We start from the raw sequence: 20,678 nt of genomic DNA, 5'->3' as shown, positions 1-20,678 counted from the left end.
ACAGGGCACCCCGACTACCTACGCCCACCGCATGCCGACGACGGAGAGCTGTTCCATGCGCTCGGCGGAGAGCGTCGCCGCTCGAGAGCGTTGGTTGCTGGCCCAGTCCCGAGAGGGAGCTCCTGCACCGGCTGTGTCGATCCAACGGCTGATCCTGGTTGTTGGGTGATCAGTTGTTGCTCGGGGTGGGGCGGCCCTCGAAGGCGATCTGGAAGGCGTTCAAGGGTGCCTTCCAGCGCATGGTCCACCGCTTGCGGGCCTTCCTCCACCGGGTCCAGGCTCATCAGCGCCATGTGGACGCACTTGGGGACGGCCTCGTTGGGGAAGTGCCTTGCCGCTGTCCCGGCCCGCCGCGTCGTGCTTCTCGTAGCCGAGGTGGTCGGTGATCTCGCTCTCCAGGGCGGACTCCAGCAGCTGCTTGGAAGCTCCTGCAGGTTCGTCAAGGGTCGGTTGAAGCTGTTGAGGCGTGATGTGCGGACACGGCGGGTGTTTGTGGACCTCCCGGGCAGCGAAGCGTTCCGGACAGTGGATGATGTCCTTCTCCGTCATGCCTTGGGCGGCGCGGCGGGCAACGTACTCCTGCGTCCGGCGATCGTGCCGCATGCGAACGGTGACGATCGTGTGCAGAGCCCGGTTCGCCTGGCGGTCACCTCCGCGGTTGAGGCGGTGCCGGTTCGTGCGGCCGGAGGACGCTGGGATGGGTGCGGCCGCACACAGGTGCGCGGGGGACGCCTCGGACCTCAGCCGCTCGGGGTTGTCGTCGGCGGTGATCAGAAGCTGTCCGGCGGTCTCGGGACCGACGCCTGGTAGGGCAGGCAGCTGCGGTGCGGTCCTCGTCACCAGGGGCTTCAGCTCAGCGTCCGGGTCGGCGATCTCCTGGCTGAGTGCCCGACAACGGCGGGCGAGACGCCGCAGAGCTGTTCTGACGGCGCAGGCGGGGTCCGCCGGATCGCCGGCAGGGCGGGAGCGGTCCAGGTGGTCGATCGGCTCCACCGTGGGCAATCCCCGGAACTGCTCGCGTACTTCGGCAGGGGCGGTGAGGATCAGGGTGCGGGCCTTGATCGGCCGAGTTGCGCGCCGCCCGCAGGGCGCGGATGGCTCCAGCGATGCCGTTGCGGGACGTCGGTATTCCCTGGGCGCGGCCCGAGAGCACGGCCGGTGCTGCGGCATAGGCGTCAACGGGGTCGGACTTGCCGTTGTCCCTTCGGGTCCTGCGGTCGGGCCGGCCGCTGGTGGTGCGGGCGCGTTCCATGAGGTAGCCGAGTCCGACGAGTGCCAGGGCCGGGAATGCGAACTTGCCCTGGGGGAACGTGGCGGTGCCGGGTGGATCGACGGCGGCGGAGCCGGGATAGGCCAGGGCGGAGATCTGGGTGATCCAGTAGAGACTCGCGCAGATCGCCGCGGTGTTGAGGTGGTCAGTCTCACCCCCGCGGGCGGTGCCTACCTCGAAGAACTGCAACGGCACACCGACGCCGTGCAGGACGCCCTTCTCGCCGGCCTCGACGCCGGGGAACGGAGGGACTTGCACCGTCTGCTCGCCAAACTGCTCGAAGGCCACCAGCCCCAGTCGGTATGAGGCCGGAGGGGCAGCAGGACGCGGCCTGAGGGCGGACCATGCGGTTCCGAGCCGGCCGGCGCCCTCTGCCGGTACCGGCGTTCCGAAGGAGCGCGCCGTGGCTTCAGAGGGTGGGCCAAGGGCGGGAGGTGTGGGTCGCGGCGACGATCTCCTCGACTTCGTCGAGCCAGTCGGCGAAGTCGAGCAGGTCCCGAGTGAGCTGGACCAGATCCACGTCCGGAACAATGTCCTCGGCCCGCAAGAACACGGACTCCGCCGCCACCTCCTCAAGACGGTCGACGTAGGCATCGAGATCATCGGGCAGACTCTCAAGGCCCCACTTGGCGCGTACGAGTTGGGCCGAGAGCGGCATCTGCCGTTCCAGCCCCTCCAGTTGGGCGAGGAGCTGATCCGTCGGATCGCTGACGTCACGGAGCCGCTGAATCTGGCAGGCGGACGTACTGTTTTCTTCGTATGCGGGTGTCATGGGGGGGCCTTCGAATTCGCGCAGTTTTTGCGGTCCTTTCCCGCGGATGTTCGGTGATATGCCTCGTCCGTGGCTTCTCGCAGGGCCCGACCTGTCTCACCGGTCAACGACTACGGCTCCGCCGCGCCGGTGGTTCACCCAGGACTCGGAGCCGAGGGCGAGGCCGGCGCCGCCCCTCATCCGCGAAGGCCGGGTGAATCGTTGTCCACCCCACCACGTCGTGGTGCTTGGACGACATGATCCCGTGGGAGGTGTCGCCCGACATGCCGTCGGTCGTGACAGGAAAGGCAGTTGCGTGACCACCTACCCCACCCAGACTCCGTATGGAGTCGACCCCCTTGGCCGGCCCTACTCCGAGAAGTCGAAGGTCGTCGCGGGGATCCTTCGGATCCTTGTGGGAGGTCTTGGTGCCGGCCGGTTGTACGCAGGCTCCGTCGGTACCGGCATCGCCCGGTTGCTCACCTTCGGCGGCCTCGGGATCTGGGCGCTGATCGATGGCATCCTCTTCCTCACCGGCGACGACCGTGCCGACAGCAAAGGGCGTATCCTGCGCGGCTGACGGCGGGTGGGTACCGGTGCGCCGGCGTGCCGTACCGGAGAACCGCCCTACGTCGCAGGCTGACTGGTGCCGAGCCTCCTTCAAGCGGCACGGCAAGGGCCTCGTGCCGGTGGCTCCTTCTTCCCCCCTCGATCACATGAGCAGGACAGCGACCATGAAAACAGGCTTCGCCCTTCCGCAGTTCCACAAGCAGGCGTTCCAGATCTCGCAGATCGCCGACTTCGCCCGGGAGGCGGAAAGGTTCGGCGCGGCGAGTCTGTGGGTCAGCGACCGCTACCTGGCGGCGGTCCATCCCAAGGTCGGCTACGGTGGTCGGGGCACGACCATCCCGCCCGAACTCAACGCGGCGGCCGACCCGTTGGTCCTGCTGGGCGCCGTGGCGGCCGTCACCGAGCGCGTGGAACTGGGGACCCATGTGCTGCTGGCTCCGCTGTACCCGCCGGTGCAGCTGGCCCGGGCGCTGACGACCGTCGATCTGATCAGCGGGAGGCGCCTGCTGCCCGGGTTCGGGATCGGCTGGTCCCCGGAGGAGTACGAGGCGGCCGGCCTCGACTTCCACCGGCGCGGAGCCCGAATGGAGGAACTCCTCGATGCCCTGGAGATCATCTGGACCTCCGACCCTGCCCAGTACACCGGCACGCACATCACCGTGCCGCTGCATCACGCCCCCCTGAAGCCGCAGTGCCACCCCAGGCCCCCGGTCTACCTCGGTGCGTTGTCGGAGCGCGCTCTGCGGAGGGTGGCGCAGCGGGCGGACGGCTGGCTGCCGCTGTGCGTGGTGCCGAGCTACGTGGACATCGACGGGCTGATCGCCCAGCGTAAGCTGATCGACCGTCTGGCCATCGAGACCGGTCGTGATCCGTCGGCGATCGACACCGTGCTGCGGGTCAACGCCGACGCCGGTACCCCGGCTTCGGCCGTCGCCGACGTGATCAGGAACGTGCACGAACGGACCGGCATCGACCACTTCCTGGTCGACTCGCTCTACGTCGCAGAGACACCGGGGCAATCCCTCGACTACGCGGGGGACGTGCTGACCTTGGTCGGCAGGGGTTGAGCAAAGGGCGGGGGACGGCCACGGGTGTCGTTCCCCGCCCTGCCGTGCGTGCTCGGCCCGGTCCGCGGGCGGCCGGCGGCGAGCGTCACCAGGAACGCCTCGTAGGCGGAGGCCGGGACGGGCAACCGATTCGTGCAGCTATCTAGACGACTGGTCTACTTGTACTCTAGCGTCGTGGTCATGGGTACTTCAGAGATCACAGTCCCGCCGCGTCGGCATGTCACTCTTCCTCCGCTGAGCCACGACAGCGACGGTGTGCGGCACCGAGGCGTGGAACGTCCCGGTCCCGGTTCATCGGGCCCTGCGGAAGGCGCGGCGGAGACGTCGCCTGTGGTTTCGCGGATGGCGTGGGTGCGGCCTGCGGCGGCTGTGTTCACGGGGGGATGGGGGCGAACATGTTCGCCTCGGTCCTTCAGGTCTACCGGGGCAGTCTGAGCGGTTTCCAGGTGAACGCTCTGTTCGGGCCCTATGCGGTGGGGCTCATCCCGGCGCTGCTGGTGATGGCGAAGGTCTCCGATCGGCTGGGCTGGCGGCGCGTTCTGCTGGCCGCCCTGCTGTTGTCCGCGCTCGGCTCCGCGGTGATCCTCTTCTCCGGCGAAGCCTTCGGGACGATCCTGGCCGGGCGGATCCTGGTCGGGGTCAGCGCCGGTTCCGCGTTCGGGCCGGGAACGGCGTGGATCAAGGAGCTGTCCGACACCGGGAAGCCCGCCCGCACCGGGTCCGGGGCGGGGGCGCGGCGGTCGGCCGTCGCACTGACCGCCGGGTTCGCCGTGGGGCCGTTGCTGTCCGGGGTCGTCGTGCAGTGGCTGCCCTCTCCGCAGACCACGGCCTACCTGGTGCACATCGCCCTGGTGGCGCTGACGCTGCCGGTGGTGTGGCGCGCCTCGGAGTCGGCTCCGCCCGCCGCCGGACCCGCCGCCGGACCCGCGGCCGGTGCCGGGGCCGATGACGGGCTGCGGCGTGGTGCGGGAGCGATGAGCGTGCTGACCAGCCGCCTGTTCGTGACCGCGGTCCTGCCCACCGCGCCGTGGGTCTTCGGGGCCGCGACCGTCTCCCTCGCCGCGCTTCCCGTCCTGGTGCCCCTAGGCGGCTACGCGGCCGTCGGCGGCGGTGTGGTCGCCGCCGTCACCCTCGGCAGCGGCATCGCCGTGCAGCCCTTCGCCCGGCGGCTGGCCCGGCGCTCCCCGGCGGCACCGTTTCGCACCGGCATGGCATCCGTGACCGCCGGACTGCTCGCCGCGGCACTCACCGTCACCACCGGCTCACTGCTCCTACTGCTGGCCACCGCCGTCGTCCTGGGCGCCGCCTACGGCATCCTGCTGGTGAGCGGCCTGCAACTCGCCGAGTCCCTCGCCGGCCCCCAGACCATCTCCACGGTCATCGCCGCGTTCTACAGCCTCACCTACATCGGATTCGCCTTCCCCCACTCGTCCAGGTCCTGGGCAAACTCTGGGACCCGGCACCCGTCCTGATCACCGGCTCGGCACTCGCGGTCGGCGCCCTGACCACCACCCTGCTCGCCTGGCCGGCGCGACGGACCACACACGCCGCATCCTGAACCGGCCCGGCATCCGGCTGCTGAACCATCCGGTCCTGACCTCAACCAGGGGCGTCCTCATCCGGGCACGGAACACCGTGCCCGGATGAGGACGCCCCTGGTTTTCCATCGCGCCGCCGGGCCTGTCGGGGACGGGAAGCGGAGGCGTACACCGCTCGTCGGGCAGCACACCACTTCCGCCGCTTGCGGGTGCGTCTCCCCGTGGGCGGGGTGTGCGCCGGCGGCGGTCTGGACGCGGAACGCGGCGCTCTGCCAGGCGAAGGAGCCAAGGCTTGATCGGCCTGCGGTCGGAGGAACCGTGGACCGCGGGGTATTTCAGGAACGGGCGACGGAGCCATTCGGCCGGGGGCCCGCGAGGGATTCCATGATCTGTGTCACGATTTTTACCCAGTCCTCGAAACTGCTGACCGCAGTCGCGCTTTTGGCGAGTGACGGGCCGCCGGGCCCGATGGGGACGTGCACGGGTGAGTCAGGGGCGAGCGCGGCCGCCACGATGGCCTCCGCTACATCCGCCGGATCACCCCCCGCCTGTTCGCAAGCGCGCAGCGCATAATCAGCGGCCCATCTCTGGTCGTCGCGGTAGGGCCCGTCGACGATGGAGCCGGCCACACCACTATGGAGGAGTTCCGTGGCGTAGAATTCTGGTTCCACGATCACCATGCGTACCCCGAAGGGAGCCAGCTCCCAACTCAGAGCGTCGGTGAGGATCGAGAGCGCGTGCTTGCTGGCGCCGTAGAAGCCATTGTGCGGCCAGCCGGGTATCCGACCCACGATCGAACCGACATTGACGATGACGCCGGAGCGCCGCTCGCGCATCGTCGGCAGCACCGCCCGGACGAGCCGTATCGGTCCCCACACATTTGTCTCGAAGACGGCGTGTGCTCGCTCTAGGGGCATGGTTTCGACCGGCCCGTTGAATCCTACCCCCGCGTTGTTGACCAAGATGTCCACGCCGTCGTGCTGCTCTTTGATCACGCGTATCGCCGCCTCCACCGAGGCGTCGTCCGTTACGTCGAGTGGCAGTATCTGGAGCGTCAGGTCCTCGGCATCGGCACAATTTTGTAGCTTCTCAGCTTTGGACAGGTCCCGCATGGTGGCATACGTTGTCATGCCGCCTCGGGCGAACGCCAAGGCGGTCGCGAGGCCGATGCCACTGCTGCAGCCTGTTATAAGAACAACACTCACGCCTGCTCCTTCGACTCTGAAACGGAAATAATTGATGCTCCGAGCCGTACGCCGTCAGGGTTCTCCCACTAGCGGGCTATCGCGATCGCCCTGAAATCAAGTCATTTGTGCCGAATTTTATCGTGCATCTTTTGTAACATCACCCCCAGTGGGCCGACTCTGTTTACCGGCATCCGTAATGTACGGACAGCGCGGCGGTGCAGCCTCTGGACCGTTGAGCCAGCCCTGTGGCTCCGACCTGGCCGATCAAGTTAGCGAAAGGCCGCCTGTGCCCAGCGCCCAAGAGGTTTGGGGGAGTGGTGGGGCAACGATCCTCCGACGGCACTGAAAACTCGATTGGTAAACTTCTGCCATCGAAGACTGTAAAGGTTGTCCCACAACTCCTGGGGTCGCTCGTCGGCGCCCAGTTCGCCTCATCCGGGAAGGACATCGACGGGATCGCGAATCGGAGCGAAGCCGAACAAGACGATCCGGCGGCAGTGGGCCGCTCGGCTATTCATCCAGTTGCGGGAGAGTTCCTGGGGCAGAGGTGGCCGGCGGCGAGCGTTCCCATTGAAGCTCCGACAGGCGGATGGCGCCAACTGGTCCGTCGGCTCGCAGGCTGTCGTTCATCCGTACTCCAGATCTTGAACAAGGATGAGTCGGCTCCGGCTTTCAGATCAAACACAGCATGCCCGAATAGGTAATCAGAGTCAATCGAAGATTTATATCAGTTACCTGTCAGCATGCCGTCAGTCGGGCATGCTACAGTCGGCCGATTCATCTCGGCAATGATGACGCAGCGCATATCTTATTCCTTATTTTCAGGCCAAACCGTCGATTTCATGCCGTGGAAAGGTGAAGCAGCCGCCTGCATGGTGTCTGCGGTACTGCATGTGGCGGAGGTCGCGATGGACAGGCTGCATCAGGTGTTTCCGGATTTTGAAGATGATGCAGTAAAACCAATCGCGCCATACGTCCCGGGGTGGCGGAACAGTGCATGCCCAGATCGCGGGTCATCACCGGCTCTTGATCTGACTGCGTCTCGGGACCTCAGGGTTTCGGCGTAATCGGCTGATGTCCGCTTCTTGACGGTTGATCAGGTTACTGAGGTTGAACTCGTGACGTCGTAAGGGCTGGCGGGCGGCAGTCGCGTGCGGTATCACCGGGGTATGCGGTATCCCCAAGGGGCGGGCTGACCGCCGAGCGGCAGCGGTTCCGCGAGGGGTTGGGCTTCAGGTGGCCGAGCGGTTCGCCCGGGGCGAGGCGGGTTCGGTGATCGCCAAGGACCTGCGCGTCAGCGTCCGGTCGGTGCAGCGGTGGCGGCGGGCGTGGGACGGGGGTGGGCCGCGTGCTGTGCGGTCACGGGGACCGGCGTTGTTGCCGAGGCCGAGCGAGAGGCGGTTCGCGCAGTTGGAGGCGGAGCCGGCCAAGGGGCCGGCCGCGCACGGCTGGGAGGACCAGCGCTGGTCCCTGGCCGGGGCAAGACCGTGATCGGTCGGCGCTTCCACCTGGCTTACACCATCCAGGGCGTGCGCAAGCTGTTGGTGCGCAACGGCTGGTCCTGCCAGGTCCCGGCCCGCCGCGCCATGGAGCGGGACGACGAGGCGGTGGCCGGGTGGGTGAAGGAGGTGTGGCCGTGCGTGGAAGGCTCGCGGCGGCCCGTGGAGCCTGGCCCGTCTTCGAGGACGGAGCCGGGTTCTGCATGACGCCGCCGCAGGCGAAGACCTGCTCACAGCGCGGCCGGACCCCGGTGGTGCGGGTACGGGGCCGTTCTCGCAGACGGGTGTCCACTGCCGCGCTGACCTGCTACGAACCCGGCAGCTGATCCAGGCCGATCCACCGGCCGCGCCGGGACGACGGCCGCCGCGACGGCCGCAGGAGCTTCTCCCGGCGCGGCTACCGCGACCTGCGGACCGCAGCACACCAGCAGCTCGGCGGTCCGGTCGTGCTCGTCTGGGACAACCTCAACGTCCACAAAGCCGCCCAACTGCGGCAATGGGCGGCAGCCCGGAACTGGCTGACCATCTCCTACCTGCCGCCCTGCGCACCCGACCTCAACCCCGTCGAAGGCATCTGGTCCCTGCTGCGGCGCGGCTGGCTCTCCCACGTCGCCTTCAGCACCCCCGAACACCTCGTCCAGCGCACCCGGCGCGGCCTCCGCCACATCCACAACCGCAGCCCCCACAGACGGCTGCCTTGCCGAGACGGGACTGACCACCAACCCCTGATCACCGAAGACGGCATCACGAGTTCAAGCTCAGTGACCGGCGAAGAGCGCACCGCCCTGCTGGTCCTCACCAGCGGGCGTTTCCGGTTGGAACTGCCCGGGTGCAGTGTTCTCCTGGCCGAGCAGGGGGACTACGTGGTGTGGGGCCGGGGCGTCGATCACTCCTGGTTCGCGGAGGAAGAGTCGGTGGTTCTGACGGCTCGCTGGCCTTCCGTCCCCGGCTACAAGGTGATCGATGAGGACGATTCCGCTGCTGGTCATAGCCATTCGTTCAGGACCGCGACCAGCACGGTGGCCTCGTAGCGGACGGCCAATTTGTCATAGCGGGTGGCCACCGTGCGGTGGCGCCTGAGGCGATTGATCCCGCATGCGACCGCGTGGCGTTCGCGGTAGTCGGTCTTGTCGAACTTCGGCGGCCGACCGCCGTGGGAGCCGAGATCCCTGCGGTTGCGGCTCCGGTCCGCCGGGACGGGGATCGTTGCCTTGATCCCGCGTCGGCGCAGGTAGGCGCGGTTCTCGCGGGAGTCGTACGCCTTGTCGGTCCGCACCCGGTCCGGGCGCTTGCGCGGCCGTCCCAGGCCGAGCCGGGGTACTCGGATTGCCTCCAGGACCGGCTCGGACCGCGGGGAATCCCCGCGTTGTCCGGCCGTGATCACCGCCGACAGCGGCTCCTGCCCCTGCTCGCCGGCGAGGTGGATCTTGGTGGTCAGCCCGCCCCGGGAGCGTCCGAGACCGCGGTCGGCCGGCTCGACGGCGATGCCGCCGGGCGGCTCCTTCTGCAGGTCCCCTTTTTCGACGCCCGGCGGCGTGCTGGTGGGCCCGGCAGACGGTGGAGTCGACGTTCACGCCCCAGGTGATCAGTCCCTAGACGTGCACGCAGTCGCCGTCCGGCGCGTGGACCGCCAACAGTGCGGTGAGGTTCGCGCCCCGCGATCAGTCGGGCAGTTCCAAGGTGTGATCGGCGATCGCTGCGTGCGCCCGTCGAAACGAATCCGGCGTGCTTCCCATCACGCGCCTGAACGAGACACTGAACGAACTCTCGGACCCGTAGCCCGCCGACCGTGCGATGCACGCAACAGTTTTGTTCCCTTCGCGAAGTCGACAAGAAGTGTGCTCCAGGTGCCAGTAGGGGAGGTAGTCCAATGGGTCGGTGCCGACGACCTCTTTGAAGCGCGCGGTAAGGGTCGACCGTGACACAGCCATACTCTCGGCGATCCCACTCAAGGTCTGGGAGCGCGCCGGGTCGGTGTGCAGTGCCCGCAGCACCGGCGCCACCACCGGATGCGACAGACCTGTCGGCCAGCCGCTGGCTCCCGCTCCGTTGGCGCAGCACGTACGTCAGCATGACGAGCGCCAGGCGACCCGTGGCCAAGGAATGACCGAGGCCGTCACCGGAGGATTCCCGATCGATCCAGGTGAGGGCGCGGCGGATGCCGGGCGACTCGGCGGAAGTGACGGGCACGTGGATCAGCGGCGGCGGATGCTCCAACAGTATGGCGCAGGAGCGTCCACGGAACGTGAACGAGCCGCCGAGCAGGGCGCATTCTTCTCCTGTCCCAGCGTGACAGTCCTCGCGCGGACGGGAGGAACGGCAGGAGTGCTGCCGCGCGTACAGCCGCGAGCGCCGCTCACCACGTAACAGCTCCCTTCCTGGACGGTGACCGGCTCGCCGCCCTCCACGGCCACCACGCACGGACCCCGCATCACCGCGTTGAACTTGGTGCCACGGGACGGGGTGAAACGCACCGCCCAGCCACCTCCGGCGACGAGCCGAGCGAAGTCGCCGGAGGTGGGATGCAGGAGCCGGAGGTGGTGCGCGGAAGATTGAGGACGTCGTCGAGTGGATGCACAGCTTCTCCTCGCCTTTCCCACGGGGGCCCGAGGCGTCAGTCGGCCAGAGCGACGACGGTCTTTCCCGAGTTGACACCGTTCAGCATGTCGATGAAGGCATTCGCCATGCTCTCCAGGCCCTCGGCCACGGTCTCGTGATAGCGCAGGGAACCCTCGCGCAGCCACTCGGCTGCGCGCCCCACGAACTCGTCCCGCAGATCCGTGTGTTCGGAGACCTGCATGCCCTCCAGGCGGAGGCTCTTGTATACGGCGAGCATGATGTTGGCCGGTCCAGGGATCGGCTGGGTGGCGTTGTACTGCGAAATCATGCCGCACAGAACCGCTCGTCCGTGGTGGTTCAGTGAGTCGAGGGCCGCTTCGAGGTGATCGCCTCCCACGTTGTCGAAGTAGACGTCGATGCCTTCGGGCGCGGCGTCGCGCAACTGCTGGGTAACCGGGGCAGCACGGTAGTTGAAGGCGGCGTCGAAGCCGTACTCTTCGCGAAGCTGTCCGACCTTGTCGTCGGTTCCGGCCGACCCTATGACGCGCGCAGCCCCCATGATGCGGGCCATCTGCCCGACCAGGCTGCCGACAGCACCCGCGGCCCCAGAGACGAAGACGACGTCACCCTTCCTCAGGTTCGCGATGCGCGACAGACCGGCGTAGGCGGTGAGCCCCCCGTTGCCGAGCACTCCGAGGTGAGCGGAGAGCGGGATACCGGTCCCTTTCAGCACGGTGACGTCGGACGCGCGCACCACCGCGTGCTCACGCCATCCCAGCATGTGCCGCACCAGCGAGCCCATGGGTACGTCCGGAGACTGCGAGGCCTCGACGACGCCGACCGCGGCTCCGGTGAGAAGTTCTCCCAGCGCATAGGGCTGGTCAGTACGGTTGGCGTCCATCTTGCCGCGCATGTACGGGTCCACCGACAAAAACTGGTTGCGCACCAGGAGCTGACCTGCCGAGAGACCGGGCAGAGGGACGTCCCGCAGGGTGAAGTCGGCCGGCTTCGGCACACCATGCGGCCTGGCCGAGAGCTGCCACGCGCGGGTTGTCGACGGGAGGGGGTGAGCGGTCATGTTCTGTGTCACCGGATTCGCTTCTTTCGCAGTTGCGAGCGGGCCGCGCACGGCCTGTGAGTCCGGACTCGAACGGTGCCGCACAGCCCGAGCCTGGAGTATTACTGAACGATGAGTTCAGTATATGGTCTCGGGCTGCGATCCGCCCGCCTCGTTCCCGACCCCGGCGAGGACGTGCGCGACGGTGCGCTCGGCGAACGCCTCATCGAGGGCGCCGTGGCCGAAGAGCAGCCGGTGGTAGACGGGAGCGAACACGAGATCCAGCGTCGTCTCCACGTCCAGATCGGCCCGGAGCTCGCCGCGCGTGACGCCGCTGCGCAGGATTTCGGCGGCGACCGCCCGACGCGGCGCGAGCCACTGCTCCCGCACCGCCCGCGCCAGCTCGTCGTCGGACTGCGCGTCCGCCACGAGGGCGCGCATGAGAGGTCCGGCAGCGGTGCCGGTGAACAGGCGCACCGCCGCCGCTACCAGGATGCGCAGCGCCTCTGTGGCGCGCACGCCTTCCGGCAATGACCAGGAGTCGGCCGCACGGAGCATGAACCCCTCCATGGCCACCGCCCCCCGTGACGGCCACCACTTGTAGATCGTCGCCTTGCCCACTCCGGCGCGCTCCGCGATGGCGCCCATCGTGGCCGCCTTGAGCCCTCCCTGGATCATGAGGTCACCGGCCGCCTCCAGGATGGCGGTACGCCGTTCCTCACTGCGGGGCCTGCCCGGACCGCGCCGAACGACATTGCCCCCGCAGTCGACCGTTGCCGCTTCACTCATGTGCGTCTCCCAACCGAAACCAGAACGACTGAATAATATTGGACGCATCGTTCTGTAAATCCGTGCCGGCTGGCTGTAGTGGGGTCGATCGGGCGTTCCCCCTTGATCGTGGACATCCTGATCATTGGATCGTGAAGATCCATGGGACAGGAGTTCCCGTTGGGGACGCCGAAGTGCTCGCCTGAGTTCCGGGCCGATGCCGTCGCGCTGTACTACTCGAGCCCGAGTGGGACGTATGCGCCAATGGCCAGGGACCTGGGCGTCACCCATGAGACGCTCCGCACTTGGGTGCGGGATGCCGAGCAGGTCGCCCGACCCGGGGACGTGGAGGCCACGGCGATGGAGAAGGGGGAGAGGGGGAAGGGGAACCGGCAGCCGCGGACGCGGGCGAAGGGACTCGAGCTCGACCGGGAGATCCTGCGGGGGGCCGCAAAGTATTTTGCGGCCGGGACCAGCCGGTGAGCAGCCGCTTCCAGTTCGCCGAAGATCACCGTGACGCCTTCGGCGTCAAGCGGCTGTGCCGGACGCTTCAGGTCTCGCGTTCTGTTTCTGTCAGTGGCCGGCCGGCACGGAAACGCGGGCCAGCCGGATGAGGGCGGACGCCGGACCCACCGAACGCATCGCCGAAATCCACCAGGAATCGGATGGAACCTACGGGGTCCCGCGTGTCACCGCCGAGCTGAAGGAGGCTGGGAGGCCGGTCAACCACAAGCGTGCCGAGCGCATCGTGCGCAAGTTCCGCATCATCGGACTGCATCCGCACAAGAAGATCCGCGCGACCGCCCCCGAGCCGTCGGTGACGCCTGTGCCGGACCTGTCGCGGCGCGACTTCACCGTCCAGGCACCGAACACCGAATACGTCGGTGCCATAACCTGTCTCCCGATCGGGAACAGCCCATTCCTCTATCCGGCAAGGTTGTGGACCTGCGCTCGAAACGCCTGGCAGGCTGGTCGATCGCCGACCACATGCGCACCTCACCGGTCACCGACGCGCTCAGGGCCGCCGCGGCGGTCCACGGCGGGGACGGCCTGCGCGGGGCGGTCTTCCGCAGCGACAACGGGGCCCGCACGGATCGAAAAGACCGTCCAGGCCTGCTCGAAGCTCGGTCTGAGCAGATCGCACGACGCGGTGGGCACGAGCGCGGACAACGCTGCCGCGGAGAATCCGAACACGACCATGAAACGCGAAACGCCCCAGAGCCGAAAGCAGTGGAACAGAGTCCACGGGACCCGCCTCTCGATCTTCCGGCAGGCGACACACCACAATACCCGCCGGCAACACTCCCGTCCCGGTCAGATCAACCCCATCACGCATAAACAGGTATCAAACACGCCGGCCACCACCGCATGACCGGCGGCACCCACAATCACAGGGAAAGCCCCCACTGGTCCGCCGGCCCGACCCCTTCCTCGGCGACAGCCGCGGCCCCAACCCGCGGTTCTCGCACGGGAACGTGGAGCACAACCTGGCCCTCCTCGACACCCTGCGCCAGGTGGCCGACGCGAAGGGGTGCACGGTCGCCCAACTGGCCATCGTCCGGGTGGCCTTGCATGCGAAGCCGTCCGTGCGGAGTAGCTCGTCGCGAGGATGCTGCGCGAGTTCCCGTCACGCCTCTGAATTTTCAGTTCTTGAAGCCTGACGGGGGGATTGACGCTGCTCCCGTGCGGGGGTTAAGTCCTTGGTGCCACTCATGGGAGCGCTCCCAAGGCTGTCGTGAGCGAGCATTGCCATCCACGTATCCGAGGAGCCGTCCGCATGACCGCACACGACCATGCCGGAAGCAACGGAACACCCAGCAGGACCAGCAGGGCCCTCCGCCCGTTGACGGTCGCCGTGGTCGCCGCCGCTCTGGCCGGTAGTGCACTCGCCGCCGCCCCTGCGCAGGCCGCCACGTCGGCGTACGTCGCGCCGCCCACCGCGCTGTACACTCCGCCCGCCAACTCGGACGCCAACCAGCAGATCCTGGACCTGGTACGGCACAGGCAACTGAAGGACGCGGCCGGTGTGCTCGCGATGACGCGGACCCCGCAGGCCGTGTGGTACGGCGACGGCACACCCGACGAGGTCCGGGTGTCCGTGCACAGGACCGTCGTGGAGGCGGCCCGCCACCACGCGCTCCCGGTGCTGGCCCTGTACAACATCCCGGGCCGGGATTGCGCCCAGTACTCGGCCGGCGGGGCCGCCGACACCCCGCAGTACGAGGCGTGGATCGACGCCGTGCGCGCGGGCATCGGCCACCTGCCGGCCTCCGTCATCCTGGAGCCGGACTCGCTCGCGCTGCTGCCTTCAGACTGTGGTCAGGACGATGCGCAGGGCAGCAAGACCACCGAGCGCTACACCGAGATCCATTACGCGGTGGACGCCCTGGAACCACTGGCCGGCACCAAGGTCTACCTGGATGCCGGGCACAGCGGCTGGCACAGCGTGAACGACCTCGTGCCCCGCCTGGTCGCCGGCGGCATCGACACCGCCACCGGTTTCTTCCTGAACGTGTCCAACTACCGTCCCGACAGCGAACTGGCCTGGTACGGCAAGCTGGTCTCGTCCTGCCTGAGTCATGTGTCGGACGGCGGCTCGGCCGCCGACTGCCCCAACCAGTGGTGGTCGGTGAACGACGCCCAGGCGTGGCTGGACGCGCACGTGCACGCGGCGCCGTCCGCCATGAAGCACTTCGTCACCGACACCAGCCGCAATGGCCAGGGGCCGTGGACCCCGCCAGCCGGCGTCTACTCCGACCCGCAGGACTGGTGCAATCCGCCCGGACGCGGCACCGGCGCCCGGCCCACGCTGAACACGGGGGATGCGCTGGCCGACGCCAAGGTCTGGGTGAAGATCCCCGGTGAGTCGGACGGGCAGTGCACCCGAGGCACGGCGGGTCCGAACGATCCCGAGCGCGGCTACCAGGACCCCGCGGCCGGCAAGTGGTTCCCGCAGCAGGCCTTGGAACTGGTGCACAACGCAAACCCCCGGCTGCTGCCGGAGGCGGCCGGTCCGAAGCCGGTGCGCTGACCGCAGGGCGCGTCGTTCCCGCGCCCTGACCGGCGAGGGGCGCAGGGCCGCGTACCACGGGGGCGGTACGCGGTCCGTGCCGGTCGTCGGTCTGCGACCGGAGCTTGCCACTGACACGGCGGTGGTACTTCGTGACCTCGCGGCCGTCATGGGTCGGTACATTCCCAGCTCGCTCACTGAGTCTTTTTCATCCTGCGGTTGAGCTGGCTTGATGCAGGACGAGGACGGCCTGGACGAGAGCGGTGATGCGGGTCGTCGAGCACCTCGGTTTGCGGAGGAGCCGTCAATTCCCGAGGGTGGCCATGGCTTGTTCGACGAGGGCCCAGCTCTTGGCCTGGGATCGGTTCACGGCCTGCTGACCTGCGGAGAGCGTCTTTCAACGGCCGCGGAACGGAACCCGGACCGTGCCGCGGGCGCCCTGGTAGCCCTTGCCCGCCCGACAAGGGACCCGGGCCTGGCCGAGGGCGTTGACGATGCCGTGTTCACGGGCCGCGCGAACATCGTGAACCGCCCCGGGCAGTGCGGGTGAAGCCCACAGCAGCCGGCCGAAGGGATCGGCGATGACCTGCACGTTCATACCGTGCCTCTCGTGCTTTCGGGAGTGGGACCGCCGGTCGGCGGCGATCCGGTCGATCGGCAGAAGCGTCCCGTCGAGCAGGACGTACGCCTTCGTCGAAGCAGCCCGGACGGCCTCGTCGAGGGTCGGTGCGAGTGCGGCCGGCAGGTCGACGGCCTCGCTGATGCAGCGGTAGACCGTGCTCGTCCCGATCCCGAAACCCGCCGCGAGCTGAGCGTACGCGGTCCCGTCCCGCAGATGCGCCACCACCGGCAGGGCCTGCCGGCCGACGGGGAGCCGGCGCCAGCGACTTCCGATCCGACGCCGGTGTTCTCGCAGGCGAGCGGTAAGGAAGGACAGGGACCGACTGGACACGTCCAGCCCGCACGGGTGGACAAGCGCGTGAAGCCTCTGTGGATACCGGGTGATCTTGGCCGTGAACCCGTCTACCAGGGGCTTCACTCATCTGCCGATCCAACTGGACACCTCACGCCTGAGGTTGGCAAAGGCTCAGTGGGAGACGACCTCGATCGGGTGCCGGTGCCCTCTGTACGACGGCGACGCGCTCCCCACGGACGACTTCTCTCCAGCATGACCAATCCGAAGATCATCCCACCCCATCAGTCAACGCAATAGTGCCGAAACGATGAGAAGTCCGTTCGGTAAAGAACACGACCTTGCCGGTCCTGGCCGTGTTACCACTCCCACTGAAAACCGACCACCGCCTGTTCCAGATACGGGAAGAACTGGTGCAGTTCACCTGCGGGTGAGATGGCGGTTCGGATCCTGCGGATCGGTTCGGTGCCGCTGTAGTCGTCCCACACGCACCACCAAGCCGTTCGGGGCACCACCGCGTCGAAGATGACCCGCATGTCTACGTTCTCCATGCGTTTCCGTGCCGCCCGCCGCACGTGGACACAGGGATCGGGTGCCAGCCGGTGCAGCGTTGTGTAATGTAGTGACGCGTGCTCGCCCTTCGACAGTCGCCGGTCCAGTTGGAATTCCATCCCGACGTATCCCGGGCTGCTCGGGGAGAAACCAGTGAAGGTTCCACCGACGACCGATGCGACACCGATCACCGTGTCACGAGGACTGTAGGCGAAGACCTCGAAGCCGTCTTCCGCAGCGACCAGGACGTGACTAGTCTCTATGCGTCGCAGTGCGCGGTCCGCCGCCACGTAGTAGCGCGTGAACAGAGCCGTCGTGCGGTGGCGCTGCGGCCGGATGAGGGGTACCGGCTGTTCGCGTAAGGTGAACGCGACGCCGTTGCCGCCCAAGTCAACCGCGCTACGCCCGGAGAAGGCGTCCCAGACCTCTGTGACGTCCTCCGGGGAGAAGTCGAACGACTCGGTGAGCCAGGTGATTGTCTCGTGAGTGAGTTGTTCGCCACGCAGCGCCTGCCGCACACGGTCGCGTAACTTCCTCGGTAACTCGCGGTCCGTGTCCGAGCGCAGACCGTTCTCCCACAAATGCAGGGCGACGACCTGCGAGACCCCGGAGTAGCTGACCTCGTCCCCCCGCCGTCGCCGCGTGTAGGCGAGCCAGCGGCGCCGGTACTCACGACGTTCGGTGAGCAGGACGCGCAGGCACCTTCCCGCCGCAGCGACCCGCGACGACTCCGGGTCCTGCGGGTGTCCGCCGCCCTGGCCCGCATTCATACCAGCAATTTATAGTCCTGCTTGGGCCCTTACCGCAGCCTTCCAGGAGACTCTTTGACCAAGGAACCTGAGCCGTATCACCCCAAGAACGTTTACGGTCACGAGGAGAGCGGCCGTGGCGCCCTGCCCGGGAAGTACGGCGGGTGGGAAGAAGTTCCGGTGGTGGGTGAGACCGTACTCGGCATCAGCGCCGAGCAACGACATGCGGGCAGCTACCTGTCACCGTTCCGCATGGACCACATCGCGGAGCTGCATTCCGGCAGAGCCGCAGCCCTCCAGCTCGGGAAGAGTCTCTTCCCGGCGGACTGGACCGACGAAAAGATCTTCCTGGCCGCTCAGACGGTGGCCGCCGACCCGTCTTCCCGATGGAGCCGCGGTTATGACGACTTCAGCGGCGAGCGGGGGACACTGTTCAATCCCTGGCACACCCTCCCGGAGGTGGAGTGGGCCATTCCGGCCCGCTTTCGGGTCGACGGGCAGTACGACGCGGTGGCGGTCCGGGTGATCGTCGAACCGTACGGAGAAGGCATCATCTCGGCGTACCCCCTGGCGTTCTGATCCGGGAAGCCATCGCCATAACGACGCCACAACCGCCCTACGGTGTCCCGCAGAACGCGGTGAGGACCGCTGTCGAACCGAAAGGGTGAGGCATGAAAGCACTGCTGAAGCGTGTGAGCGTATCCGTCGTGACCTTCTTCATGGTGATGGGCGCCATGCTCACGATTGCGCCGGCCGCGCAGGCGGACGCGACCAGCTATCCGACGATGACCGTCCAAGCCGGGGCCGCGGCTCGCACCGCGCCCTATGCCGAGTCGTGGTCCTTCATCGGCTGGGTGACTTCCGACGGGTGGCGGAACCCGAACGGGCAGGCTTCGTGGGTGGCCTGCTACAAAGACGCGGGGTGGGCAACCGGCAACTACTCCAGCAACCGGTGGTTCTATGCCTACGTGAACTACTCCGGCGGATCGGCGCCGGTCTGGGCGTATGTGCACTCGTCCTTCGTGACCAACCAGTCTTCGGTCCCGGCCTGCTGACCGGAGACCCTGGAGAAAGCCGCATGCCCCAGCCTGGCGCGGCCGGGGCATGCGGCGCGTTTGCCGCCGGCAGACAGAAACCCCTGACACGAACTGATCGACACTGAGCCTTTGCCAACCTCAGGCGTGAGGTGTTCAGTTGGATCGGCAGACGAGTGAAGCCCCTGGTAGACGGGTTCACGACCAAGGTCACCCGGTACCCACCAGAGGCTTTACGTGCTTGTCTACCCGTGCGGGCTGGACGTGTCCAGTCGGTCCCCGGCCTCGGGACTGGTGAGCTCGCATGTTCAGGTGTCGCGTATTCGCTGACGGCTGCCTGGCTGCGTTGACGGTGAGTGATCGTTGTAGACGGTTCACCTTCGGCTCGGCGGGTGTAGGAAGATCCCGGCATGCACAACTGCGACAGTCATCAGACCGTGCAATCGCCGCGGTTACGGCCCGGGGATCGGGTGCGGATCGTCTCTCCAGCCAGTCCACCCAGCCGCGAGGGAGTCGCCCGTGGCATCGAGCTACTGACGTCATGGGGGCTTCGGGTCGAGTTGGGCGAGCACATCTTCGGCCAATGGGGGTATATGGCTGGCCGAGATGAGGATCGCGTCTTCGACCTGAACTCCGCGTTCGGTGACCCGGGAGTCCGCGCGGTGATTGCCACCCGGGGCGGCAAAGGCGCCTACCGCATCGTCGACGACCTGGACATCGACGCCGTGCGGCGCGACCCGAAACCCTTGGTCGGCTTCAGCGACATCACCCACCTCCACCTTGCCCTGTGGGCGCGATGCGGTCTGGCCTCGCTGCATGGCCCCTTCGCCAACTGGAGCGACGAATGGTCCGGGCCGGCGTCGGCCGAAGCCCTTCGCCGCGCGCTGATGACCACCGACCCTGTCATCCTCCACCGGGACACCAGCCAAGCCAGCGCGGCGGTCACCGTCGAGGGCACCGCGACCGGTGTCCTGGTCGGCGGCAACCTTGACGCGATCCGCACCGAGGCCGGAGCCGGTCTGCCGAGCCTTAGGGGGACAATCCTCTTTCTCGAACACCAGAGAGGCATAGGGCTGGGAGAGGTCGACCGCGCACTGACCCAGCTGACCCGTACTGGAGCCCTGGAGGGGCTGTGCGGTGTCGCGCTTGGCCAGTTCCTCGGCTTCGACCAGGATGCCGATGATCCAACGCTGGGGGGATGGGGCATCGCCGACGTACTGCGCGACCGGCTGACGCGCCTGAGTGTTCCTGTTCTCGGCGGACTCCCTGCCGGACACGGCCTCCACCCCCCGACCATCCCGCTTGGCACTCAGGCCACGATCGACACCGCCGAAGGAACCTTGACGGTTCAGCCAGCCGTCGCCTGACCATCGACCGCCTTACCCAGCGTGCAAGGCCGCGCAGCGGTGATTGATCGGCCAGTCAATCACCGTGTGTGGTCGCCGGGGGCGTATCGGCTCCAGGTGCCGCCGGCCTCGGTGACCAAGCGGGTGGCCGTCTTGTCGTGATAGCCGAGTGCCTTCGCGATAACGGGGGCCGGGACCTGGAGGACGAGTTGGCGGATCGCGGAGGTCCTGCCGCGCTGCGGCGGGACGCCGATCTTCCGCAGGTGGACTTGGAGACTGACCGGGTTCATCGGCTGTCCGGGCTGGCGGCCAGGGAAGAGCCACTGGGAGCTTCTGCTGCTGGCGTAGGGCAGGTGCTGGCGGGACTGGACGTATGCCCGCACGAGGTCAACGACGGGCTCCGGAAGCGGGGACGGCGGGTGTCCCAGCCGGACGTTGACGGTGGCCCCGTCGTCGATGACGTCATCGACAGTGAGGCGGGCGATGCGGGTGACGGGTTGCGCGTAGAGGAGAACGAGCGCAGCGGCGACCCGGGCCCGCAGGGGCAGGGAGTCGTCGCTGAGGATCCGTCGGAGAATGGCAAGTCGGCGGTGCTGGTGCAGCGGCGTCTGGTCCTGGTTGATGACCTGGGACGGCAGGTTGAGGCGGGGCATCCTGCCGGTCTTCATGCACCAGCGCAGGAACGTCTGGGCCGGGCGCCGGGTGGCCAGCTTCTCGGTGTGCCAAGCGTCGAGGTCGGCCTGCTGGCAGTGTTCGATGGTGCGGCCTTGATCGGCGAGCCAGGCGAGGAAGGCGCCGGCCTGGGTGA

18 protein-coding genes and 9 pseudogenes are annotated in these 20,678 nt (G+C 67.7%); 14 read left to right on the top strand and 13 right to left on the bottom strand.

Annotated elements, in window-relative coordinates:
• Positions 1 to 169 precede the first annotated feature (169 nt).
• The 3 genes and pseudogenes from QQY24_RS01290 to QQY24_RS34645 all read right to left on the bottom strand — a co-directional run.
• Positions 170 to 329, bottom strand: a pseudogene (locus QQY24_RS01290) (IS256 family transposase); the annotation flags it as partial.
• A gap of 301 nt (positions 330 to 630) precedes the next feature.
• Positions 631 to 840: pseudogene (locus QQY24_RS34650) on the bottom strand (transposase); the annotation flags it as partial.
• A 13-nt stretch (positions 841 to 853) separates the two neighbouring features.
• Complete coding sequence (locus tag QQY24_RS34645; RefSeq protein WP_367658035.1) at positions 854 to 1,465, bottom strand: DUF6640 family protein; 612 nt, start codon at positions 1,463 to 1,465, stop codon at positions 854 to 856.
• Here QQY24_RS34645 and QQY24_RS01280 point away from each other — a divergent pair.
• Positions 1,412 to 1,576, top strand: coding sequence for a hypothetical protein (locus QQY24_RS01280; RefSeq protein ID WP_301970785.1), 165 nt, complete (start codon positions 1,412 to 1,414; stop codon positions 1,574 to 1,576). The two genes, QQY24_RS34645 and QQY24_RS01280, sit on opposite strands and share 54 nt — an antisense overlap.
• 103 nt (positions 1,577 to 1,679) lie before the next feature.
• Here the strand turns inward: QQY24_RS01280 and QQY24_RS01275 are convergent, their stop codons facing one another.
• Complete coding sequence (locus QQY24_RS01275; protein ID WP_301970784.1) at positions 1,680 to 2,042, bottom strand: hypothetical protein; 363 nt, start codon at positions 2,040 to 2,042, stop codon at positions 1,680 to 1,682.
• Between the two features lie 295 nt (positions 2,043 to 2,337).
• On the opposite strand from QQY24_RS01275, the gene QQY24_RS01270 reads away from it, so the two are divergent.
• The 3 genes from QQY24_RS01270 (at position 2,338) to QQY24_RS01260 (ending at position 5,130) form a co-directional block, all read left to right on the top strand.
• On the top strand, positions 2,338 to 2,601 hold the full coding sequence (locus QQY24_RS01270) for a TM2 domain-containing protein (RefSeq protein WP_301970783.1): 264 nt from the start codon (positions 2,338 to 2,340) through the stop codon (positions 2,599 to 2,601).
• Positions 2,602 to 2,737: 136 nt separating this feature from the next.
• Positions 2,738 to 3,658 (top strand): TIGR03619 family F420-dependent LLM class oxidoreductase, encoded by a 921-nt coding sequence (locus tag QQY24_RS01265; RefSeq protein ID WP_367657968.1) that lies wholly within the window; start codon positions 2,738 to 2,740, stop codon positions 3,656 to 3,658.
• 383 nt (positions 3,659 to 4,041) lie between these two features.
• Positions 4,042 to 5,130: an MFS transporter gene (locus QQY24_RS01260; RefSeq protein WP_367657967.1), complete on the top strand. Its 1,089-nt coding sequence runs from the start codon at positions 4,042 to 4,044 to the stop codon at positions 5,128 to 5,130.
• A 401-nt stretch (positions 5,131 to 5,531) separates the two neighbouring features.
• Here the strand turns inward: QQY24_RS01260 and QQY24_RS01255 are convergent, their stop codons facing one another.
• Positions 5,532 to 6,401, bottom strand: coding sequence for an SDR family oxidoreductase (locus QQY24_RS01255; protein ID WP_301970781.1), 870 nt, complete (start codon positions 6,399 to 6,401; stop codon positions 5,532 to 5,534).
• Between the two features lie 1,218 nt (positions 6,402 to 7,619).
• Here QQY24_RS01255 and QQY24_RS01250 point away from each other — a divergent pair.
• The 4 genes and pseudogenes from QQY24_RS01250 to QQY24_RS01235 form a co-directional block, all read left to right on the top strand.
• Complete coding sequence (locus QQY24_RS01250; RefSeq protein ID WP_301970780.1) at positions 7,620 to 7,874, top strand: helix-turn-helix domain-containing protein; 255 nt, start codon at positions 7,620 to 7,622, stop codon at positions 7,872 to 7,874.
• A gap of 38 nt (positions 7,875 to 7,912) precedes the next feature.
• A complete protein-coding gene (locus tag QQY24_RS01245) occupies positions 7,913 to 8,089 on the top strand; it encodes a winged helix-turn-helix domain-containing protein (protein WP_301970779.1) in 177 nt (58 codons plus the stop codon).
• Positions 8,086 to 8,611: pseudogene (locus tag QQY24_RS01240) on the top strand (transposase). Before QQY24_RS01245 ends, QQY24_RS01240 begins: the two are co-directional and overlap by 4 nt.
• Before the next feature lie 38 nt (positions 8,612 to 8,649).
• Positions 8,650 to 8,913, top strand: a pseudogene (locus QQY24_RS01235) (hypothetical protein); the annotation flags it as partial.
• On the opposite strand, the pseudogene QQY24_RS01230 reads toward QQY24_RS01235, so the two are convergent.
• The 5 genes and pseudogenes from QQY24_RS01230 to QQY24_RS01220 all read right to left on the bottom strand — a co-directional run.
• A pseudogene (locus tag QQY24_RS01230) lies at positions 8,868 to 9,456 on the bottom strand (IS5 family transposase); the annotation flags it as partial. The pseudogenes QQY24_RS01235 and QQY24_RS01230 overlap by 46 nt on opposite strands.
• 87 nt (positions 9,457 to 9,543) lie before the next feature.
• The gene (locus QQY24_RS34640) at positions 9,544 to 9,813 is read right to left on the bottom strand and encodes a helix-turn-helix domain-containing protein (RefSeq protein ID WP_367658034.1); all 270 of its coding nucleotides are present in this window, start codon (positions 9,811 to 9,813) and stop codon (positions 9,544 to 9,546) included.
• A gap of 130 nt (positions 9,814 to 9,943) precedes the next feature.
• Positions 9,944 to 10,482: pseudogene (locus QQY24_RS34635) on the bottom strand (cupin domain-containing protein); the annotation flags it as partial.
• Positions 10,483 to 10,496: 14 nt separating this feature from the next.
• Positions 10,497 to 11,519 carry an NADP-dependent oxidoreductase gene (locus tag QQY24_RS01225; protein ID WP_301976098.1) on the bottom strand — a complete coding sequence of 341 codons (1,023 nt, stop codon included), beginning with the start codon at positions 11,517 to 11,519 and terminating at the stop codon, positions 10,497 to 10,499.
• Positions 11,520 to 11,636: 117 nt separating this feature from the next.
• On the bottom strand, positions 11,637 to 12,287 hold the full coding sequence (locus tag QQY24_RS01220) for a TetR/AcrR family transcriptional regulator (RefSeq protein ID WP_301970778.1): 651 nt from the start codon (positions 12,285 to 12,287) through the stop codon (positions 11,637 to 11,639).
• Between the two features lie 141 nt (positions 12,288 to 12,428).
• On the opposite strand from QQY24_RS01220, the pseudogene QQY24_RS01215 reads away from it, so the two are divergent.
• The 3 genes and pseudogenes from QQY24_RS01215 (at position 12,429) to QQY24_RS01205 (ending at position 15,297) form a co-directional block, all read left to right on the top strand.
• Positions 12,429 to 13,638, top strand: a pseudogene (locus tag QQY24_RS01215) (IS3 family transposase).
• Positions 13,639 to 13,664: 26 nt separating this feature from the next.
• Positions 13,665 to 13,834 (top strand): annotated as a pseudogene (locus tag QQY24_RS01210) (aldo/keto reductase); the annotation flags it as partial.
• Between the two features lie 209 nt (positions 13,835 to 14,043).
• The gene (locus QQY24_RS01205; RefSeq protein ID WP_301970777.1) at positions 14,044 to 15,297 is read left to right on the top strand and encodes a glycoside hydrolase family 6 protein; all 1,254 of its coding nucleotides are present in this window, start codon (positions 14,044 to 14,046) and stop codon (positions 15,295 to 15,297) included.
• A 187-nt stretch (positions 15,298 to 15,484) separates the two neighbouring features.
• Here QQY24_RS01205 and QQY24_RS01200 read toward each other — a convergent pair.
• Together QQY24_RS01200 and QQY24_RS01195 are read right to left on the bottom strand one after the other, a co-directional pair.
• Positions 15,485 to 16,282, bottom strand: a pseudogene (locus tag QQY24_RS01200) (transposase family protein).
• A 266-nt stretch (positions 16,283 to 16,548) separates the two neighbouring features.
• A complete protein-coding gene (locus tag QQY24_RS01195) occupies positions 16,549 to 17,511 on the bottom strand; it encodes a hypothetical protein (RefSeq protein WP_301970776.1) in 963 nt (320 codons plus the stop codon).
• Between the two features lie 54 nt (positions 17,512 to 17,565).
• On the opposite strand from QQY24_RS01195, the gene QQY24_RS01190 reads away from it, so the two are divergent.
• The 3 genes from QQY24_RS01190 (at position 17,566) to QQY24_RS01180 (ending at position 19,891) form a co-directional block, all read left to right on the top strand.
• On the top strand, positions 17,566 to 18,069 hold the full coding sequence (locus QQY24_RS01190; protein WP_301970775.1) for an EndoU domain-containing protein: 504 nt from the start codon (positions 17,566 to 17,568) through the stop codon (positions 18,067 to 18,069).
• A gap of 92 nt (positions 18,070 to 18,161) precedes the next feature.
• Entirely contained in the window at positions 18,162 to 18,545 is a 384-nt protein-coding gene (locus QQY24_RS01185) for a hypothetical protein (protein ID WP_301970774.1), read from the top strand.
• A 389-nt stretch (positions 18,546 to 18,934) separates the two neighbouring features.
• On the top strand, positions 18,935 to 19,891 hold the full coding sequence (locus QQY24_RS01180) for an LD-carboxypeptidase (protein ID WP_301970773.1): 957 nt from the start codon (positions 18,935 to 18,937) through the stop codon (positions 19,889 to 19,891).
• A gap of 59 nt (positions 19,892 to 19,950) precedes the next feature.
• Here QQY24_RS01180 and QQY24_RS01175 read toward each other — a convergent pair whose 3' ends face one another.
• Entirely contained in the window at positions 19,951 to 20,538 is a 588-nt protein-coding gene (locus tag QQY24_RS01175; protein ID WP_301970772.1) for a hypothetical protein, read from the bottom strand.
• Between the last annotated feature and the right edge of the window lie 140 nt (positions 20,539 to 20,678).

Source organism: Streptomyces sp. TG1A-8 (assembly GCF_030499535.1).
Taxonomy (GTDB): Bacteria; Actinomycetota; Actinomycetes; order Streptomycetales; family Streptomycetaceae; genus Streptomyces.
This window is presented reverse-complemented; position numbering and strand designations above follow the sequence as displayed.

Bases quoted from the DNA above. Each gene is read 5' to 3' on its own strand.
- QQY24_RS01275 (WP_301970784.1), bottom strand. From the start codon at position 2,042: ATGACACCCGCATACGAAGAAAACAGTACGTCCGCCTGCCAGATTCAG.
- QQY24_RS01265 (WP_367657968.1), top strand. From the start codon at position 2,738: ATGAGCAGGACAGCGACCATGAAAACAGGCTTCGCCCTTCCGCAGTTC.
- QQY24_RS01260 (WP_367657967.1), top strand. From the start codon at position 4,042: ATGGGGGCGAACATGTTCGCCTCGGTCCTTCAGGTCTACCGGGGCAGT.
- QQY24_RS34640 (WP_367658034.1), bottom strand. From the start codon at position 9,813: ATGGCTGTGTCACGGTCGACCCTTACCGCGCGCTTCAAAGAGGTCGTC.
- QQY24_RS01225 (WP_301976098.1), bottom strand. From the start codon at position 11,519: ATGACCGCTCACCCCCTCCCGTCGACAACCCGCGCGTGGCAGCTCTCG.
- QQY24_RS01220 (WP_301970778.1), bottom strand. From the start codon at position 12,287: ATGAGTGAAGCGGCAACGGTCGACTGCGGGGGCAATGTCGTTCGGCGC.
- QQY24_RS01205 (WP_301970777.1), top strand. From the start codon at position 14,044: ATGACCGCACACGACCATGCCGGAAGCAACGGAACACCCAGCAGGACC.
- QQY24_RS01195 (WP_301970776.1), bottom strand. From the start codon at position 17,511: ATGAATGCGGGCCAGGGCGGCGGACACCCGCAGGACCCGGAGTCGTCG.
- QQY24_RS01185 (WP_301970774.1), top strand. From the start codon at position 18,162: ATGAAAGCACTGCTGAAGCGTGTGAGCGTATCCGTCGTGACCTTCTTC.
- QQY24_RS01180 (WP_301970773.1), top strand. From the start codon at position 18,935: ATGCACAACTGCGACAGTCATCAGACCGTGCAATCGCCGCGGTTACGG.
- QQY24_RS01175 (WP_301970772.1), bottom strand. From the start codon at position 20,538: ATGAAGACCGGCAGGATGCCCCGCCTCAACCTGCCGTCCCAGGTCATC.